This is a genomic window from Kitasatospora sp. NPDC004669 (assembly GCF_040609455.1).
Taxonomy (GTDB): Bacteria; Actinomycetota; Actinomycetes; order Streptomycetales; family Streptomycetaceae; genus Kitasatospora.
Window position 1 is genome coordinate 14,753 of record NZ_JBEXKB010000085.1, and the last position, 17,005, is coordinate 31,757.

Annotated in this window: 18 protein-coding genes and 1 pseudogene; 10 read left to right on the forward strand and 9 right to left on the reverse strand. The window is 70.6% G+C overall.

The genetic code is table 11. The features are described from left to right. The first annotated feature begins 386 nt into the window (after nt 1-386). Genes ABZW30_RS40415 through ABZW30_RS40430 form a run of 4 tightly spaced genes read left to right on the forward strand, consistent with a single transcriptional unit; the run spans nt 387 to nt 3,720 of the window. Nucleotides 387-839: a type VII secretion target gene (locus ABZW30_RS40415; RefSeq protein ID WP_355676294.1), complete on the forward strand. Its 453-nt coding sequence runs from the start codon at nt 387-389 to the stop codon at nt 837-839. Next, a complete protein-coding gene (locus ABZW30_RS40420) occupies nt 839-2,620 on the forward strand; it encodes an alpha/beta hydrolase (protein WP_355676295.1) in 1,782 nt (593 codons plus the stop codon). The genes ABZW30_RS40415 and ABZW30_RS40420 overlap by 1 nt, the downstream gene beginning before the upstream one ends. Further along, complete coding sequence (locus ABZW30_RS40425; RefSeq protein WP_355676296.1) at nt 2,617-3,228, forward strand: hypothetical protein; 612 nt, start codon at nt 2,617-2,619, stop codon at nt 3,226-3,228. The genes ABZW30_RS40420 and ABZW30_RS40425 overlap by 4 nt, the downstream gene beginning before the upstream one ends. A gap of 9 nt (nt 3,229-3,237) precedes the next feature. Then, entirely contained in the window at nt 3,238-3,720 is a 483-nt protein-coding gene (locus tag ABZW30_RS40430; RefSeq protein WP_355676297.1) for a hypothetical protein, read from the forward strand. A gap of 219 nt (nt 3,721-3,939) precedes the next feature. Here the strand turns inward: ABZW30_RS40430 and ABZW30_RS40435 are convergent, their stop codons facing one another. Then, a complete protein-coding gene (locus ABZW30_RS40435) occupies nt 3,940-4,905 on the reverse strand; it encodes an IS3 family transposase (RefSeq protein ID WP_355676298.1) in 966 nt (321 codons plus the stop codon). Between the two features lie 272 nt (nt 4,906-5,177). Beyond that, nucleotides 5,178-5,738 carry a TetR family transcriptional regulator gene (locus ABZW30_RS40440; protein ID WP_355676299.1) on the reverse strand — a complete coding sequence of 187 codons (561 nt, stop codon included), beginning with the start codon at nt 5,736-5,738 and terminating at the stop codon, nt 5,178-5,180. 37 nt (nt 5,739-5,775) lie between these two features. On the opposite strand from ABZW30_RS40440, the gene ABZW30_RS40445 reads away from it, so the two are divergent. Further along, nucleotides 5,776-6,825, forward strand: coding sequence for an epoxide hydrolase family protein (locus ABZW30_RS40445; protein WP_355676300.1), 1,050 nt, complete (start codon nt 5,776-5,778; stop codon nt 6,823-6,825). Between the two features lie 200 nt (nt 6,826-7,025). On the opposite strand, the gene ABZW30_RS40450 is transcribed toward ABZW30_RS40445, so the two are convergent. From ABZW30_RS40450 to ABZW30_RS40460, 3 genes are all read right to left on the reverse strand, one after another. Then, complete coding sequence (locus ABZW30_RS40450) at nt 7,026-7,448, reverse strand: hypothetical protein (RefSeq protein ID WP_355676301.1); 423 nt, start codon at nt 7,446-7,448, stop codon at nt 7,026-7,028. A gap of 32 nt (nt 7,449-7,480) precedes the next feature. Beyond that, nucleotides 7,481-8,110, reverse strand: coding sequence for a hypothetical protein (locus ABZW30_RS40455; protein WP_355676302.1), 630 nt, complete (start codon nt 8,108-8,110; stop codon nt 7,481-7,483). A 291-nt stretch (nt 8,111-8,401) separates the two neighbouring features. Then, nucleotides 8,402-9,001 carry a TetR/AcrR family transcriptional regulator gene (locus ABZW30_RS40460; protein ID WP_355676303.1) on the reverse strand — a complete coding sequence of 200 codons (600 nt, stop codon included), beginning with the start codon at nt 8,999-9,001 and terminating at the stop codon, nt 8,402-8,404. Nucleotides 9,002-9,071: 70 nt separating this feature from the next. Here ABZW30_RS40460 and ABZW30_RS40465 point away from each other — a divergent pair, with 70 nt between their 5' ends. After that, the gene (locus tag ABZW30_RS40465) at nt 9,072-9,965 is read left to right on the forward strand and encodes an NADP-dependent oxidoreductase (RefSeq protein WP_355676313.1); all 894 of its coding nucleotides are present in this window, start codon (nt 9,072-9,074) and stop codon (nt 9,963-9,965) included. A 184-nt stretch (nt 9,966-10,149) separates the two neighbouring features. On the opposite strand, the gene ABZW30_RS40470 is transcribed toward ABZW30_RS40465, so the two are convergent. Next, nucleotides 10,150-11,349 carry a hypothetical protein gene (locus ABZW30_RS40470; RefSeq protein WP_355676304.1) on the reverse strand — a complete coding sequence of 400 codons (1,200 nt, stop codon included), beginning with the start codon at nt 11,347-11,349 and terminating at the stop codon, nt 10,150-10,152. Between the two features lie 324 nt (nt 11,350-11,673). On the opposite strand from ABZW30_RS40470, the gene ABZW30_RS40475 reads away from it, so the two are divergent. The 3 genes from ABZW30_RS40475 (at nt 11,674) to ABZW30_RS40485 (ending at nt 14,593) form a co-directional block, all read left to right on the forward strand. Then, nucleotides 11,674-13,434, forward strand: a complete 1,761-nt coding sequence (locus ABZW30_RS40475) for a hypothetical protein (RefSeq protein ID WP_355676305.1) — start codon at nt 11,674-11,676, stop codon at nt 13,432-13,434. Beyond that, nucleotides 13,434-14,003 (forward strand): hypothetical protein, encoded by a 570-nt coding sequence (locus ABZW30_RS40480; protein ID WP_355676306.1) that lies wholly within the window; start codon nt 13,434-13,436, stop codon nt 14,001-14,003. The genes ABZW30_RS40475 and ABZW30_RS40480 overlap by 1 nt, the downstream gene beginning before the upstream one ends. 143 nt (nt 14,004-14,146) lie before the next feature. Next, a complete protein-coding gene (locus ABZW30_RS40485) occupies nt 14,147-14,593 on the forward strand; it encodes a hypothetical protein (RefSeq protein ID WP_355676307.1) in 447 nt (148 codons plus the stop codon). A gap of 89 nt (nt 14,594-14,682) precedes the next feature. Here ABZW30_RS40485 and ABZW30_RS40490 read toward each other — a convergent pair. Together ABZW30_RS40490 and ABZW30_RS40495 are read right to left on the reverse strand one after the other, a co-directional pair. Next, nucleotides 14,683-14,844: pseudogene (locus ABZW30_RS40490) on the reverse strand (nuclear transport factor 2 family protein); the annotation flags it as partial. After that, nucleotides 14,814-15,218, reverse strand: a complete 405-nt coding sequence (locus ABZW30_RS40495; RefSeq protein ID WP_355676314.1) for a YcxB family protein — start codon at nt 15,216-15,218, stop codon at nt 14,814-14,816. The pseudogene ABZW30_RS40490 and the gene ABZW30_RS40495, both read right to left, overlap by 31 nt. Before the next feature lie 159 nt (nt 15,219-15,377). Here ABZW30_RS40495 and ABZW30_RS40500 point away from each other — a divergent pair, with 159 nt between their 5' ends. Then, on the forward strand, nt 15,378-15,977 hold the full coding sequence (locus ABZW30_RS40500) for a 2'-5' RNA ligase family protein (RefSeq protein WP_355676308.1): 600 nt from the start codon (nt 15,378-15,380) through the stop codon (nt 15,975-15,977). Nucleotides 15,978-16,252: 275 nt separating this feature from the next. Here the strand turns inward: ABZW30_RS40500 and ABZW30_RS40505 are convergent, their stop codons facing one another. Continuing rightward, entirely contained in the window at nt 16,253-16,825 is a 573-nt protein-coding gene (locus tag ABZW30_RS40505) for an integrase core domain-containing protein (RefSeq protein ID WP_355676309.1), read from the reverse strand. Nucleotides 16,826-17,005 lie beyond the last annotated feature (180 nt).

Genomic DNA, 17,005 nt, shown 5'->3' on the forward strand with positions numbered 1-17,005 from the left:
CCGTACGGGCCCGGCCGGAGACGGCGTCAGCAAGCCGTGACGCCGCCGCCGCGGGCCGCCACGCGCCGAAGCCAGGCGCCACCGCCTGCGCCCAGGACGTCCCGAGGACGCTCACCACCCCGTGAGGCCGGGGTGCCGCCGCCCTCCGGTGCGAACCGCGGCTCTGCGAAGGCCGGCTGACCGCTGCAGGTTCCCACCCGACTGCCCTCCGAGGGGAGGGTCGGGTCCGGCTGCGTCCACCGCCCGACTGCCCGCGTCGTGCCCAGCGGGCCGGGCGGCGCGGCTGTGAGGGGCGGCGTGGGCCGGTGTGCTCGGCACCGGTGATCGATTGCGGTTTCGAATCTGCTAGCTTTTCGGCCTCGGTGCCTCCGTGCGAGGCGTGTGACTTGCTGCTATACGCGTCCTGGCCCCGGCACCGATCTCTTGATCGACCACAGGGGGAAATCATCAACGCGTACGCGAGCGCCGACGGCCCCGGCATATACGGCCCGGGTCCGTACGGCCCGTCGTCATCGCCGGGCCCGTCCTTCGGAGTCAACCCGGCCGACCTGGACGCAGCGGCGACGGTCGCTCACAACGCCGGTCAGGGCATACCGGAGGAGCTGAAGCACATCTACCAGCCCTCCGACAACGCGGTCGCCGGGCTCGTCGGCTGGCGGACCGCGAACTCCCTGAAAGCCTGCACGGAAGCCTGGGAGGAGTGCCTGCGCAAGCTGGGCGCCGAAGTCGACGGCATCAGCACGAAGTTCTCGCAGACCGCGACCAACTACCGCAACACCGACCACAACGGGGCGAGCGGCCTGGGCGGCGGCGGCCGGTACCCCTTCGAGGTGAAGTGATGGTCAACCTCGCCCAGCTGCGCGATGCCCACATGGACCCCCTGGACACCGCGGCCACCGCCTACGACACGCTCGCCGGCAACTTCAAGAAGCACGCCGACGACCTGAACACCCAGGTCGTCAAGCACATCTTCGACGGCCGGTGGGTGGGCAACGCCGCCGGTGCGGCCAACCAGGCCATGGAGACGACCAGTACCCGCCTCGACGCGGCCCACACCGAGTTGTCCTGCGTGTCGGGTCTGCTGCGCGAGGCCTCGGAGAGCTTCTGGCTGGCACAGTCCAAGCTGCAGGAGGCACTCGCGGACGCGAAGACGGCGGGCCTCACGGTGGCCGAGGACGGGACGGTCACCTGGCCGGCCCCGAGCGCGGCCGAACGCCACGACCCGGACTACGACACGCCCCAGAAGGCGCGGGCCATCTCCGACCGGATAGCCCACGCGGTCAGCGAGGCGGACAACGCCGACCAGAAGATCTCCAAGGCGCTCGACGACCTGACCCAACGCGCCAAGACCGGCGCCGGCCTCAATCTCGACAACGCCGCCGCCGACCAGAAGACCGTCGGCCAACTGAGCAAGGACCTGCTCGACGCCGGCTTCCCGCCCAAGGACGCCCAGGCCACCGAGGTCAACTCCTGGTGGAAGGGCCTCACCCCGGACGAGCAGCAGCGCCTGATCCAGGCCCATCCGGACCTGCTCGGCAACCGCGACGGCATCCCCGCGGTCGCCCGCAACCAGGCCAACCTCCTCAACCTGGACCATCTGACCAAGGAGTACGAGAACAAGCCCAACCCCTCGGACGCCGACAAGCAGAAGCTGGAAGGCTTCCGGGCCATCAAGACGAAGCTCGACCAGGCGAAGACCAAGGAGCCGCCGCCCGCCTTCCTGATGGCCGTCAGCGACGAGGGCCAGGGGCGCGGCTGCCTCTCCTGGGGCAACCCGGACACCGCGAAGAACGTCAGCGCGTACGTGCCCGGGCTCGGCACCAAGCTCTCCGACGTCGGGGGCAAGGACGCCGACCGCGCCCGCAACGTGTGGCAGGCCGCGCAGAACGCCGACCCGACCGCGGAGACCGCATCCATGGTCTGGCTCGGGTACGACCCCCCGCCGGGCCCGCTGGACGGCGACCCCAAGGTCGCCGAGGTGATGCTCCCCGACCGCGCCCAGAAGGGCGGCGATTCCTACGACAAGTTCATGAGCGGCCTGCGCGCCAGCCACGAAGGGGCTCCGCCGCACCTCGTCGCCCTCGGCCACAGCTACGGCTCGACCACGGTGGGCATGGCGGCGCAGCAGGGCGGCGGCACCGGCGCCGACGACATCATCCTGGTCGGCAGCCCCGGCACCGGCGCGGACAAGGCCTCGCAGCTCCACATCGACCCGAAGCACGTCTGGGTCGGCGACGCCCAGAACGACCCTGTGAGCCACCTGCCGGCGAAGGAGCGGGTCGCGGCCGACGGCTCGGGGGCGGCCATCGGGGGGTACATCGCCGGACCGCTGGGCGCCTGGACCGGTGGCAAGGTCGCCAACGAGCTCTATGACGACTTCGGCGACACGAACGACCTCTGGTTCGGGAAGGACCCGGCCGCCAAGGACTTCGGCGCCAACCGGTTCGCTGTCGCGGACGGAACGCCGCTCTCCTTCGACTCCCACTCGAACTACATGGAGGATCCGAAGATGGACGTCTCGAAGGACCCCGCCAAGAAGGCGGAGCTGGAGTCGATCAACAACATCGGCCAGATCGTGGCGGGTAAGTACGACAACGTGACGAAGCAGGAGGGCCGATGAGCGGGTCGCGGCGGGGCACCCGCAGGGTGGGCATCGCGGTCGCCGCCCTGGCGCTCGCCCTGACCGCGTGCTCGTCCAACACCGGTGCGTCCAGCGGCGGGGCGCCCGACACCGGGGCGCCCAAGCAGCTCGTAACGGCCGACCAGGCCCTCCAGCGGATGGACGCCCTGCTCGACGAGTCGCTGGCCGACGTCCAGCCGGCGCTGCGGTACTGGGACGACAACCCCGACGCGGTCGAGCAGTACGCCAAGGGCCTCGACGAGCACTCCCTCAACTACGCGGACGCCGACCGCCGACGCCACATCATGACCAGGATCGCGCCGGCCAAGTACAACACCCTGCTGGACATGATCGAACGCGGCTGGAAGGCCAAGGGGTACACCGTCACCAGGAGCGCCTCCAAGCCGCCCGGCAGCGTCGCCAGTGCCCCGGACGGCGCGGGCGTCGGGATCACCTTCTACGCCTCCGGGATCATCGACATCACGGCGCACGTCTCCCCCGTCCCGGTGATCCACGGTGCCTTCGGAACCCCCACCCCCGTTCCGACCATGCCCAACGGCAACCCGGACGACGTCCCCAAGTACGACGACCCCTTCTGGTCGAACTGAAGGCCCCCCATGACCCCTGAACAGGCCGTCCAGCAGCTCAACGCCCTGCTCGACGACTCCATGTCCGGCATCCGCCCGCCGCTGCTGTACTGGGACGGCTGGCCCCGCTCCACCGAACAGAGCGCGGAGGGCTTCTACGAGGAGTCCCTCGGCTACGCCACCGCCACCCGTGACCGCTACATCATGACCAAGGTGGCGCGGGCCAAGTACGGCGCCCTGCTGGGCGTGGTCGAACGCAGCTGGAAGGCCAAGGGGTACACGATCACCGCGGTCAGCCCCGAGCAGCCCGCCATCTTCGCATCCACCCCGGACGGCGCCGAGATCGCGATCACCTTCGGCGCGCCCGGCAACATCACCTTCACCGCGTCGGTGGGCCCCATCCCGGTGATCCGCGACCGCGATCCCTTCGGTGTGCCCGTCCCCGAGCCGGTCATGGCCAACGGCAACCTCGACGTCATACCCCGGTACAAGGACCCCTTCTGGTCCGTATGACCGGCTGTCACAGCGGCGGCGCGGCGCAGGAAGAACGAGCAGGAGGCGGCAGGCGCGTTCGGCCGGGCCGTCTTGGTGTCCGGCCGGACCAGGGTGCTCGGCGAAGTCGTAACAGGAGACTGTAAGATCCGCCGACTTCGCGGTAGCCGTGCCACGGGTTGCCCTCGTGGTCGGAGTTCATCGGCCGACTTGACCGGCGCTCTCGTTCCCCTATTGGCTTTATTCACGAGGATTGAAGTCACTCGACTTTCGACGTTCTGACAGGTCTGGGTGATCACGCGGCACTGGCTGCGGCCCATGCGTGCTGGACGGTGCGGATTTCCTGATCGGTGGGCCGGTCCGGGTGGGTGGGCAGAAATCGGGCGGCGATGATGACGGGCTCTGCGGCGGGGTCGGGATGAGCTGGGTGTCGTTGCCGGCGAAGATGGCGTCGAAGGCGGCGGTGAACTTGGCGCCGCGATCGCGGATGAGGAACCGGAAACTCCCAGCCCTCTCGCCCAGATCCATCAGCAGGTTCCGGGCGAGCTGGGTCACCCACTTTCCTGTGGGGTGTGCGGTGACGCCGAGAACGTGGACGCGCCGGGTCTTGATCTCCATGACGAAGAAGACGTAGAGGTGACTGAGAAAGACGGTGTCCAGGTGCAGGAAGTCGCATGCGAGGAGCGTGTGGGCCTGGGCGCGGAGGAAGGTGCTCCATGACTGCTGAAAGGCGCGCTGGGGTGCTGGTGGCAGACCGGAGCGGCGCAGGATACGCCGGATGGTGGCGGCGGCGATCCGGTGGCCGAGCCGCCGCAGCTCACCTTGGATTCTGACGTACCCCCAGGTCGGATTTTCCTTCGCGAGGCGCCGGATGAGCGCGGCAAGCTCCTCGGGCAGTGGTGGTCGGCCGGACTTGGGCGGTGGCTGACGCCATTTCCAGCGCACCAGACACCGGTGCCAGGCCAGCAGCGTGCCCGGGGTGACCAGCCGATGGCGACGCAAGGGGAACGACAGATGCCGTGCAAGAGCGGAGAGCACGGCCCGGTCGGCCCACGACATCCGCGGCCGCCCGACCTGCCGTCGGAGGACGGCGACCTCATGGCGCAGAGCGAGGATCTCGGCCTTGTGCGCGGCCGAGGAGCGACCCAGCAGCGTCAGCCAGCCCAGCAGCCGACAGAAGATCAAGTACAGCAATCGCAAACCCACGAACCGCGATCATGCCCGGGAGACGACCGCTTGCAAAGCCACTGCTCAGCCGCCGTGCGGCAGTAAAGACACCCTTCACGGCCACAGAACTGGGACATCGTCGGCTACGACAGGACCCTGTGAACCAACCCTCAGGACTGCTCGACGTGCTGTTGGGGCTTGCGGCGGACTCCCGGGTCCGCCACTGGACTGGCCGTGGGCAGTCCAGTGCGGTCGCGCTGCGCTGGACTGCCCACGGCCCGGGGTGGGTGACCTCGTCGGGCCTTCGCGCCTCATCCGTCGGCGAGGCGCTGGATGGTGGCGCTCAGCCAGGCCTGGAGGGCGGCTCGGTCGCCGAGTTCGGATCGCAGCACGCGGCGGCGGGTCGAGACGCCGAGGACGAAGGCGTCGATCGCCGCGGCGCGGCTGTGGGCGTCCGCGTCCGGCAGGCCGGTCTCGCGCAGGTAGTGGTGCAGCGGTTCGAGTGAGTTGGTGTCGAGGAAGTCGGCGAGTGCTTCGGCGGCCTGTGGGCGTTCGCCGGAGGCGCGCTGCAGCACGAGCAGCGGGTCCTGGCCGGGGGTGGTGAACCATCGCTCCACGATGCTGGCCGCCAGGCGCGCGCCCAGGGTGGAGCGGTCGCCGTCGAAGGTGTCCGAGACGGGGATCCGCACCTGGGTCGCCGCCAGGAACAGGCCGTCCTTGCCGCCGAAGTAGCGGGTGATCAGGTTGGGCGAGACTCCGGCCGCGTCGGCCACGGCTTTGACCGTGACCGCCGTGTACCCGTGCTGGGCGAACTGGTGTTGCGCGTGTTCCAGGATCCGCTGCTTGGTGGCGTCGGCATTCCGCTCCATCATGTGTACGAGAATACACATCATGTGTACGCTCATACACATGGATGAGGAGACCCGAGAACGAATCCGGCAGACCCGGCGCGTCGCGAGCCCGTGGAGTAACGACACGACACGCGGTATCACCGGCACCCGCCTCGACGAACTGCTCGAGCGCTGCGCGAACGGATACGACTGGGACGTACACCGGCGCCGCATCGACGCACTGCCCTGGGAGACGGTGAAGACGGACGGTACCGACCTGCGCGTGATCCACCAGCGCTGCGCCGATCCCGGCGCCCCTGTGGTCGTCCTGCTGCACGGCTGGCCGGACTCCGTGCTTCGCTTCGAGCGCATCCTGCCCCTGCTCACCGACCTGCACGTGGTGGTCCCCGCGCTGCCGGGCTTCCCGTTCGCACCCCCGCTCACCACACCCGGCATGTCGGCCGACAAGATCGCAGGCATCGTCGGGGACGGTCTCGCCGAGCTCGGCTACACGCGGTACACGGTCTCCGGCGGAGACGTGGGTGGCACCGTCGCGGAACTCCTCGCTGTCCAGCATCCGAACCGGGTCGCCGCTCTGCACCTGACGAATGTCGCCCCGCAGCACGCGCTCAGCGCCGACCCGGCCAAACTGGCGCCCGACGCGGCGGCCTACCTCGGCCGAGCGGCCCAGTGGTTCCGTACCGAGGGCGCGTACATCGCCACCCAGTCCACGCGACCCACCACGCTCGCCGTGGCGCTCGGCGACTCACCCGCCGGACTGGCGGCCTGGATCACCGAGAAACTCCTGTCCTGGTCGGACCAGTCGGACGGGCCGGCCTTCACCACCGACGAACTGCTGACCTGGGTCACCGCCTACTGGACCACCGGCACGATCGGCACCTCGTTCGCCACCTACACCGAACCGGTCACCCTCCCCCACCGGATCGAGACCCCGACCGTGCTCTCCGTCTTCCCCCACGACACCAAACCCGAACCGCGAAGCTACGCCGAGGCGTTCCTCGACGTCCGCGCGTACGTGGAACACCATGCCGGCGGCCACTTCGCCGCCTGGGAGCAACCCGAGGCCTACGCCACCGATCTGCGCCGCGCGGTCGGACTCGGCAATTGAGACGGTCCCGCAGAGGCACGACGACGACGTGCTTCGACATGGCCTCCAGTGAACTCCCCAGGCCGGGGCGGAGTCACCGCTTCTGCCCCGGCCGTCAGCCATCGAGCGGCCGGCGGGCCGGGGCCTTGTTCAGTTGGAGGAGCGGTCGGGGTGGCGGTTGACAGCCCCAGAGATGCTAGAGAAAACCCCAGGTCAAACGGCTAGTGCAGCGTCATGCCACACCCACGGAAGCCCGAGAGAACAACGTGGAGGATGCGCGTCTTGGCGCCGCCCGCGATGGCCCGCATCGCGGCGTCGTGCTTGCCCGCGAGGCCATCGAATCCGCCACCGGAGAAGCAGGCGATGCCGAACTCCGCACCGATTTTCGCCAGTTGTGGGGCCATTCCTGCCGTTTCGCACCACAGCTCAAGCCGAACGGGCTGGCCAGCCTGGCGGTCGACACGGTAATCGTCGACGGCCGCTTCCACGGCGGCGAAGAAGTCCCCGGGGCCGGTGAAGGAGAGCGGAGCTTCAACGGCGATCTGGGTGTCGTCGCGGATCGCGTCCCAGGGGATGCGGCCAGAGCGGCGGGCCATGCCGACGTACTCGCACATCCGCTTGTAGTCGCGCTCGATCTTGGCCATCACTGCGGGTGCCGATTAATCATCCGGCCTGGTCAAGCGGCATGTTGGTACTCGTGGAGGGTGCCGCCCAGTCGGTCTCGCCGACGGACCTCCAGACGTCTGATCTGTGCTGGTCCGTTGATCGGTTCGGGTAGCGGGCCGAGTGGCGCTGCTTGCGTCAGGGTTCGGTGCGGCCGGTGCTCGTTGTAGAAGGTCTCGAACTCGCGCAGCGCGTGGAGAAGGTGGCGCTGGTTCCAGATCAAGGTGCGGTCCAGCAGCTCGCGTCGGCAGGTGCGGCGATAGCCCCACGAGCTGTTCTCGCGGGCCGGGCGCAGGACCAGGGTGCGGATCGAGCGGACCGTGGGCGGGCGCCCACGGCGCTTGGGCGCGCAGGTCGCGGCGTGACGCCGTTTGAGCAGGTCGCGGTGCCAGCGCAGGACCGTCTCCGGGCGGACCAGCGACACAAGACGCCGCAGCCTGTCGGTGGGAAGGTGGTGGAGCAGCCCGACGAGGAGCGCGCGGTCGGTGTCGGTGAAGGCGGGCTTGCCGACCCGGCACTGCAGGATGAGGAGTTGGTGCCTGAGCGCAAGGATCTCGATGTCCTTCTCCCAGCTGCCCATCGGCAGCAGGCACAGGAGCGTCAGCGTGTTGGTCGCCGCGAGGTAGGCCAGGCGCAGCAGCACGACAGATCATCATGCCGTCCGTGCCGCCCCGCGGGAAAGACAACCACGAGGCCGACAGACGCGACCCGCGGCCAGGTGACAAGGCTGCGACCAGACCGGATGATTTATCGACACCCACAGGGCCGGTGACACCGACTGATCCCCCAGTGACAACAAACCGCAGATTCGCACCGGTGTCCGGCCGGATGGTGACCGTAGGTGATCGTCGGTGGCGTACCGGCTCCGGGCCCCTTTGCTCTGCCGTTGGGGTTCGGCGGGACGGCGCCGGGCGGGGCCGAGTCCTGGCCAGGGTCAGGCCGTGCCGGTGGAGTTTTTGGAGGGGCAGGTGACGGCCCAGGCGGCCTCGATCATCTGGAAGATCTCGTCCACCGCGGTCTGCGGATCGGCCGCGTCACGGGCCAGGGAGTAGGCGTCGATCACGAACCTCGCGATCGTCCGGCAGGCCGTTGTGGTCTGTGACAGGTCGGGATCGGCGGCGATGGTCGTCGCCAGCGACTCTGCATGGCGCAGCCTCATCGACTCCTCGTACTCGCGCAGGGCGGGTGATTCGTCGATCATGCGCCAGATCGGGGCGGCGCCGTCCGCCGTGCAATGTCGCACCAGGGCCTGGATCTCGCGGCGTAGCGCGGGGATGAGCGGCTCGTGCGGTGCCCGGCTGGTGACCGCCTGGGTGAGGCGTTGCTCGAAGCCTTGGTCCTGCTCGAAGACCAGGGCCTCTTTCGAGGCGAAGTGGGAGAAGACCGTGGTGACGGCGACGTCGGCTTCGGCGGCCACGTCGCGGATGCCCACCGTGTCGTACCCGCGTTCCAGGAAGAGTCGCAGGGCGGTGTCGGCGATCTTTTGGCGGGTCTCGGCCTTCTTGCGTTCGCGTCGCCCGGACGGCACGGTCATGCCCTAACGCTATCAGATCTAAAGACGGAACCGTTGTTAAACACTAACCGTTAGGGTTATGGTGGACGGCATGAAGAAAGTGAGCTTCGCCGTGTTCGGCGGTCCGGACGTCCTGCGACTCGTCGACGCCGAGGAGCCCCACGCGGGCCCAGGCCAGGTACGCATCGCCGTGCGGGCGGCGGGCGTGAACCCCGTCGACTGGAGGATCCGCGAAGGCCAGATCCTCAAGGCCCATCCGATCGAGTTGCCCTCCGGAGTCGGGCTGGACGCCTCCGGAGTGGTGGACGAGGTCGGTCAGGGCGTCGAAGGGATCGAGGTCGGCGACCACGTGTTCGGCGAAGGCTCGAGCACCTATGCCGAGTTCGCCGTGCTGTCGGCCTGGGCCCGCATGCCCGAGAGACTGACGTTCGAAGAGGCGGCCGGGTACCCCTCCGTGGTGGAGACCGCGCTGCGCATCATCCGCGAGGTCGGCGTGCAGGCCGGGCAGACGCTGCTGGTCAGCGGTGCGTCCGGAGGAGTCGGATCGGCGGTGCTGCAGATCGCCCGCGACCGCGGCATCACGGTGATCGGCACGGCCGGAGCCGCGAACCAGGACTACCTGCGCAGCCTGGGTGCCCTCGCCACGACGTACGGCGAAGGCTGGGTCGAGCGGGTGCGGCGGCTCGGCGATGTCGACGCAGCTCTCGATCTGGCCGGCTCGGGCGTGATCCGCGAGCTCGTCGAGCTGACCGGGGATCCGCAGAGGGTGATCTCCATCGCCGATCTCGCCGCGCCGGAGTTCGGTGTCCGATTCTCCGGCGTGGCCGGGAGCGTGCCGGAAGCGCTCGCCGAGGCCGTCGGCCTCATCTCGCGGGGAAAGCTCCGCATCCCAGTCGAGAAGTCGTATCCGCTCGCCGAGGCTACGGCGGCACACATCGACAGCCAGACCGGTCACACGCGCGGGCGCCGGGTCCTGGTCGTCTGAAAGCGACTGAGCGTCGTTCCCACGCAGAAATTGAGGACGATGCTGGCCTTGGGACTGGTCAGCGCGCATCGCGCGGCGGCGGCCGGCACGGAGCCGCGGGGCATGGGTGCTGCGTCAGGGGGGCGACTCGTGAACTCGTATCTCCAGGTGCCGCGCTACAGCCGAGCCGTGATGGCTTATGGGCTCAAGGCTTGGCGCTCTCCGGTGCCGGCCTCCGGCGGCGGGCGGCGCGGGCCAGCCCGATGACGGCGTGGCCGAGGGCCGGGGTGAGGAGGAGGGCTGCGGGCCAGTAGGACCAGGGGGTGAGCGGCGCTGCGGAGGATTCCGTGCAGTCGGCGATCACTACGGCCGCGAGCGGACCGGGCAGGGCGAGCGGGGCCCACCACGGGTAGCGGCCGCGGGGAGCGCGCCGGGTGGCGACGCACCACGCGGTGAACAGCACGGTCGCGGTGAGGGCCCAGACCAGCCTCGCGGTGCGCTCACCGGCCTGGCGGTCCGGGGAGTCGAAGGTCGGGGCGGAGACCCCGTCGACGCTCAGCTCGGTAGCGGTGCGGCCGTCGAGCCCGGTGGTCACCTGGACCAGGTCGCCGCTGTGCAGTTCCCGGAGGCGTGCGGGCAGTGCGGCGAAGTGGAGTGTCCGGTGGTCGTAGTCCGACTCCCTGCGCACCATCACCTCCGCGCCGGAGCCGCCGTCCGTGTCCGGGACGATCCGGACGACCTTGTGCTGCTCCACCGCCCGGCACCTGCCCGGGTCGACGGGCGGCACGACCGTGCAGAGCGGCGCCGAGTCGTAGCGGCGCGCCGCGTCCAGGCCGTCGAGCAGTTGGACGGTGAAGATCACGGTCAGCACGGTGGCGACGCAGGCGAGGGCGCCGGGCAGTACGCCGCGCAGTCGCCGTGGCGGCCGCTCGGGTGCCAGGGGGCCGATCCGGAAGGACTCGTCGGCGTGCCGCTCCCATTGGGCCCGGACCTGGGCGAGTTTCAGCTCGAAGTGCGGATCGGGGAAGACAACGTTCGAGTGGATGCCGGGCAGGGTCCGCCGGCGGCCGTCCACCAGGGTGATCCGCACGCTGGTGGATTCCCCGCCCTGGTTGCGCTGCCTGCGCTCCGCTATCCAGTGGATCTCCCGCCACGGGTAGCTGCGGACCCGCCCGAGGCCCCGGTAGATCCGGATGCCGTCCTCCCCCACCGCGGTCCAGCTGCGTCTGTACGAGGTGAGGAGTACGGCGAACAGCACGGCCACCGCACCGGTCACCCACAGCGTTCCGACCAACCCGATCCGCACCACACCCGCCACGATCTGGACGGCGAGCATGACCAGGAACAACGCCACCCCGCGCCGATCGGCCTTGAGGTCCCCACCCCTGAAACGAAGTTCGTTCACCGCGGCAGCGTATGCCCGGCCCCCGGCCGAACCCCGGGCGGGGCCGCTACCTGACTTCGACGTTTCAGGGCGGTGGGTCGAGGGAGACAGGCCGCACGGGTGGGTGCAACACGGCCGCCGGGCCCGCCCTGCGAGGTATTTGCTGGACGGCGCGGATTTCCTGATCGGTGGGACCGATCTGCTGGTGGGCCGGCGGCGTGAGTCCGCCCGTGGGCACCGGTGGCCGCCGACGGAACCGGGCCAGTGCGCCCGGCTGCGGCCCGCACGAGCCGCCCTGCCCCCGCGCGCCCTGCCGCCACGGCGGCCGCTGCGCGGTGGTGGCCGGTGGTCGCGCTGGACGTCGCCGAGGACGGCGGCTGGGTGCTGGACGTCCCGCAGGTCCCGGCCCCGGCCGGGCCGAAGCTGCCGGACCGGTTCGCGTGGCTGGGCACCGGGCTGCCGCTGCGCGTCGAGCGTGCCCACCCTTCGGGGCGCGGCGGTGACGGCACGGTCTGTCTGACCGCGGCCGCGCTGAAGCAGCTCGGCCTTCCCGCCGCCCTGCCGGGCACGGAGAAGGCACTGACCGCGCTCCAGGCCAAGATGGCGAAGGCTTCGGCCAGCGTCGGCATGGAGCCGAGCGACCACATCGGCCCGGCCTTCCACGTCTTCCGGCGCAAGGGCTCGGCCGGCGGTCCGAAGACCTCGGTGCGGATCACCATCGCGCCGTGGCTCGGGCAGGGCGACGGCCGCCAGCAGGCGACCAGCGCGCTGGCAGGCCCGCTCGCCACTGCCCCCGCCGGCACCAAGGACGGGCTCACCCTCGCCCGCCGCTCCCGCGCGTTCACGACCGACCTGGGCGCCGCCCCGGGGGCGACGACCGCCTCCACCGCGATGCTGCTCCTGGACGCGGTCCGCCCCCGTGTGGAGTGGGTCAAGGACGAGGCGACCGGCGAGTGGTCCTCCCACCTGCGCGAGGGCGCCCTCCCGGCCGGTGACCTGTGCGTGCCCCCGGCCGCCGGCGCCCGGCACCCGCTGACCCGCGAGCAGCTCTTCCGGGGTGAGACGGTGTGCGAGGAGGAGGACTACAAGTGGTGGGCCCGCGAGCTCACCGAGCAGGAGGCCGGGCGCGCGTTCGCGGTCGCGGTCGACGTCTGCGCGTCCTACCTGTCCGTCACCGACTCCCTGCGCCTGCCGTCGGGTCCGCTGGAGCTGGTGAGGAATCCGGACTGGAACGGCGGCAAGACCGCCGGCCTGTGGTGGGCGGATTTCACGGCCACGCCGGTGGACGAGCTGTTGCCGCACCCGGCCACCTGCCACGGCCGCCCCCCGACCGGGCCGGGTTGGTACGCCACTCCCACCGTCGCCTATATGGCCGCCACGTACGGCTTCGACCCGGCGACCATCACCGAGGCGTACCTGTCCTCGCACACCGTCCCGCTGCTGAAGGAGTGGACCGGGCACGTGCGGGGCGGGTACAAGCGTGCCTACGCCGACCTCGGTCTGACCGACGGCCAGAGCCCCGAGGAGTTCCTCGCCGCCAACGCCGTGCACAAGGACGTCGGCACTGACCCGGTCCGCGCCGACGCCCTGGTCCTCGCCGGGCTCTACAAGAACATCTACAAGGGCGGGATCGGCAAGTGGTCCGACTCCGCCCGCCACCTGGACGACGAGCAGTGGCTGGAGAAGGTCGCCGCCTCCTGGTCCTACCGCCCGGAGATCCGCTTCCACATCATCGCCGCCGCCCGCATCGCCGCCCACCGCCGCCTACGCAAGACCCTCCAGCTCACCGGCCGGGCCCCCTTCGCCGTCAACGTCGACTCCTACCTCTACGCCGCCGACCAGCCGTCCCCGCTGGAGGTGCTGCCGGTGAAGGACGACGGCACCCCGGTACCGGGGGCGCTGCGCCTGGACATCGCGCCGGGCAGCCACAAGCACGAGGCCTCGATCCCGCTGCAGGCCGCCATCGAGGTGATGGGCCGCCGTGAGCACCCCTCCCGGCTGACCCACGACTACGCCACCGACGGCACCTCCATCGGCCCGGAGCAGTCCGGCACCGACGAGGCCGGCGTGGGCGCCGGGCACGACGACGAGGAAGGCGGTAACTGATGGCCGGCAAGCTCCGGGGGATGTTCGGGCGGGTGCGCGAGACGCTGTTCCCCTCGCGCCAGGCCCCCGTGCAGTCCACCACCCAGGCCGGGCACGTGCGGGACCGCAAGTACGGCGGCAGCACCAAGGCGATGGCCGCCGCCTACGGCGTCGCGCCGCGCACCGTGCTGCGCTGGATCGACGGCACCCGTCACCCCGTCGAGCACGAGCAGCGGCTGCGACGCGAGGCGCTCGACGTGCAGACCACCGAGCGGGGCCGAGAGCGGAAGGCCAAGCAGCTGGAGCAGCTCGGCACGATCTCCGGCATCGGCGCCCGGGTCGGCCGCACCACCACGTTCTCGATCCGCGGCTCGGACGCGGTCCGGGCCCGCGACGTCCACCTCAACCTCTCGGGCGAGCAGGCCGCCGCCCTGGCCCGCGCCGAGGACGAGGACGACGTGCGGGCCGTGATCGGCCAGGCCCTCGCCGACTACTTCAACGGCGGCCCCTACGGCGGGTTCACCGCCGACGACTTCGACTTCGACCCCGACGACTTCGACTTCGACCCCGACGACTTCGACCTGAACTAGGTCGGGCGGCGGCCAGTTTCCGATCGCTGGCAAGTACTTGGTCCGGCTTGAACCAGGGTCTTGCGGCACCTCCCTGCCTTTGCCATGCTCCGCCGAGGGGGACGGGAATTCGTTGCCCTGTCGCACATCAAACGGGAGGACACATGCACAAGCTGTCGAAGTTGGCGAAGGCTGCCTCCGTCGCTGCCCTGATCGCCCTTGGGGGCCTCGCGGCGCCGAACGCGGCCTGGGCGAACGGCAACTGGTCCACGCAGCTCGGCCCGACGGGTTCGGGCTGCTTCGGATGGACCAACTGGACCAGTGACACCGTCACCGCGCACATCTGGCAGCAGAGCGGCTACTACAACACCATGAACGCGTGCACGATATCGATCCGCCAGTACTGGAGGAGCGACTACGCGCAGACTGGAGTGGACGCCCGGAGCACATACGGGCCGTCGACGGAAGCCACCGTTCCGAACAACGGGTACGGCTACTACTATTACGGTCCGGCCAGTCGGAATGGCCGCACCGACTATCTGTGCGTCGAGGTCAGGGCCTACAACAACCACGTGGCCGGCGGCTTTGACAGGACGTTCTACGGCTGCTGACACCTTGCCGCCGAGCTAGCTAGGGCCTTGGGGTTCGGGCGCGGTTCCCGGGCGGGGCGGGCCGGTGGCGGCCCGCCCCCGCGGGGTGTTCAGCGGGCGCTGCCGAGGTTGCGGTCGTGGTCGGCGCCCTCCAGCAGGAGGGTGGTCTCCTCGAGGAAGCGGCCGTCGGGGGCGAACTCGGCGAAGAGGTAGACCTCCATGCGGACGGTGGAGCCGTCGGTCATGGTGTGGCGGTCGGCGTAGCGGTGGCCGGACGGCCGACCGGGGCCGCGTGCCGGGCGAGCAGGGCGCGCAGCGCGTCGGGGTCCGCCGTCCCGCGCTTGGCCAGGATGAGCAGGCAGGAGCCGCTGCGGTTGAGCACCACGAACAGGTGCTCCGTCTCCACGAAGCCCGACAGCGTCGCCCACGCCCGGGTCTGGGTGCCGCACCGGTCGGTGACGGTCACCCCGGCGCCGTCCACCACCACGGTGCGGGGCCCGCCGCGCCGGGTCACCCGGCGGTGCGCCGAGGCCGCCTGCAGCCGCAGGGCATACACCGCCAGCGCCACCAGGGCGACCGCCAGCGCCACGTCCGAGGCCCCCACCTCGCCGTCCGCCAGCTTCAGCGCGCCGCCCAGCAGCGACACCGCCGCCGGGACCCTGCGGGTGCCGATTAATCATCCGGCCTGGTCAAGCGGCATGTTGGTACTCGTGGAGGGTGCCGCCCAGTCGGTCTCGCCGACGGACCCCGGTTCGGTGCTGCTGCCCATGATGTGCTCCGCTCGCTCGTTCTCCACCATGGCAGTGTGGACGGAAACCCGGTGTACGGCGGGGCCGAGCCGGTCGGCGCGCTCGAGGTGGCGCCGACGGCCCGGACGGCGGTGGCGTGGCTGCCGCCGCAGGAGCTCTGGCCGGCGATCCAGGACATCCGCTGGGAGCACGATCCGCAGGTACGGCGGTGGCCGCCGCATGTGAACCTGCTGTTCGGCTTCGTGCCGGAGGAGGAGTTCGCGCGGGCGGTGCCGCTGCTCGCCGCCGGAGCGGCGGAGAGCGCGGCGTTCGCCGCGCGTCTGGCCGGCGTGCGGTACTTCCGGCACCGGCATTACGCCACCATGTGGCTCGACCCGGCCGCGGCGGGCCCGGCGCCGTGGGCCTGTCTCCACCGGGCGCTGGAGCAACGGTTCCCGCTCTGCCGCGGGCGCGGTGGCCCTTTCATCCCGCATCTGTCCCTCGGCCGCACACAGGACCCGCGGCAGCTGGCCGCCGAGTGCGCCGCCCGGCTCGGCGCACTGTCGGCGGTGGTCGAGGAGGTGGTCTTGCTCTCCCGGCGCGGCGACGAACCGATGCGGCCCCGGGCCGCGATCGCGTTGGGCACGGGCGAGGTCCGTCAACTGCCGGATTGCTAGCGGCGGGAGGCCGCGACCATCGGCCCGCGCGGCCAGGCACGGTCGCCGAGCCGGGTCAGCAGGGCCGGGGTGACGACGGGGACGAGGACGCGGTGGTCGGCGAGGAGAGCGCGGGCAGCTTCTCCGCGCCCTCGCTGTCGGCGTCGGCGAGGTCAGCCAGGTCGTCCTTCGCGCGCCGGTCGTCAGCGATCCGCGGGGTGGCGGTGAAGTACAGCCGGCGCTTCGCCGGGACCTGGGCGTCGTCGTGGACGGCCTGAAGGGTGTCAAAACTCCGATCAGGCCGCTGAACTGGGGGTTTCCTGCGGGATGCGAGGTGACTGGGTCGGGGCGCCGTGGTACTCGTCGAGGAGTCCGCCGAGTACTCGACGGCGCCGAATGGCTGCGGTGGGCAACGGGATGATGTCGGGTTCGTCGTCTGGGGCCCGCAGCTCCAGGCTGCGGTGGGCGCGGCCAGTGTTGTCGTGCTCGGTGCACTCGGCGAGGACGGCGCGCAGGTGCCGTTCGCCGGTGATGAGCAGTCGGTCGGTGCATTCGGCGCGCACGGTGCGTATCCACCGCTCCGCGAAGGCGTTCGAGCGCGGGCTCTGCGGCGGAGTCGGGATGACGGTCGTGCCGTTGCCGGCGAGGACGGCGTCGAAGGCGGCGGTGAACTCGGTGTCGCGGTCGCGGATGAGGAACCGGAAGTCGCCTGCTCTGTCGCCCGGGTCCATCAGCAGGTTCCGGGCGAGCTGGGCCACCCACTCCCGCGTAGGGTGCGTTGTGGCACCGAGGACATGGACACGCCTGGTCTTGATCTCCATGACGAAGAAGACGTACAGGCGCTTGAGGAGCACGGTGTCCACGTGCATGACATCGCAGGCCAGAGCGTGTGAGCTCGGGCATGCAGGAAGGTCCGCCGGCTCTGCCGGGAGGCACGCCGGGGTGCGGGCGCCGGTCCGAGGCGGCGAAGCACTCGGCGGACGGTGGCAACGGCGACCTGATGACCGAGCCGCCGAAGCTCACCCTGGATCCTGACGTAGCCCCAGGTC

Excerpts from the sequence above, each read along its gene's own strand:
- ABZW30_RS40420 (WP_355676295.1), top strand. The coding sequence starts at position 839 with ATGGTCAACCTCGCCCAGCTGCGCGATGCCCACATGGACCCCCTGGAC.
- ABZW30_RS40425 (WP_355676296.1), top strand. The coding sequence starts at position 2,617 with ATGAGCGGGTCGCGGCGGGGCACCCGCAGGGTGGGCATCGCGGTCGCC.
- ABZW30_RS40430 (WP_355676297.1), top strand. The coding sequence starts at position 3,238 with ATGACCCCTGAACAGGCCGTCCAGCAGCTCAACGCCCTGCTCGACGAC.
- ABZW30_RS40440 (WP_355676299.1), bottom strand. The coding sequence starts at position 5,738 with ATGATGGAGCGGAATGCCGACGCCACCAAGCAGCGGATCCTGGAACAC.
- ABZW30_RS40445 (WP_355676300.1), top strand. The coding sequence starts at position 5,776 with ATGGATGAGGAGACCCGAGAACGAATCCGGCAGACCCGGCGCGTCGCG.
- ABZW30_RS40450 (WP_355676301.1), bottom strand. The coding sequence starts at position 7,448 with ATGGCCAAGATCGAGCGCGACTACAAGCGGATGTGCGAGTACGTCGGC.
- ABZW30_RS40460 (WP_355676303.1), bottom strand. The coding sequence starts at position 9,001 with ATGACCGTGCCGTCCGGGCGACGCGAACGCAAGAAGGCCGAGACCCGC.
- ABZW30_RS40465 (WP_355676313.1), top strand. The coding sequence starts at position 9,072 with ATGAAGAAAGTGAGCTTCGCCGTGTTCGGCGGTCCGGACGTCCTGCGA.
- ABZW30_RS40480 (WP_355676306.1), top strand. The coding sequence starts at position 13,434 with ATGGCCGGCAAGCTCCGGGGGATGTTCGGGCGGGTGCGCGAGACGCTG.
- ABZW30_RS40485 (WP_355676307.1), top strand. The coding sequence starts at position 14,147 with ATGCACAAGCTGTCGAAGTTGGCGAAGGCTGCCTCCGTCGCTGCCCTG.
- ABZW30_RS40505 (WP_355676309.1), bottom strand. The coding sequence starts at position 16,825 with ATGCACGTGGACACCGTGCTCCTCAAGCGCCTGTACGTCTTCTTCGTC.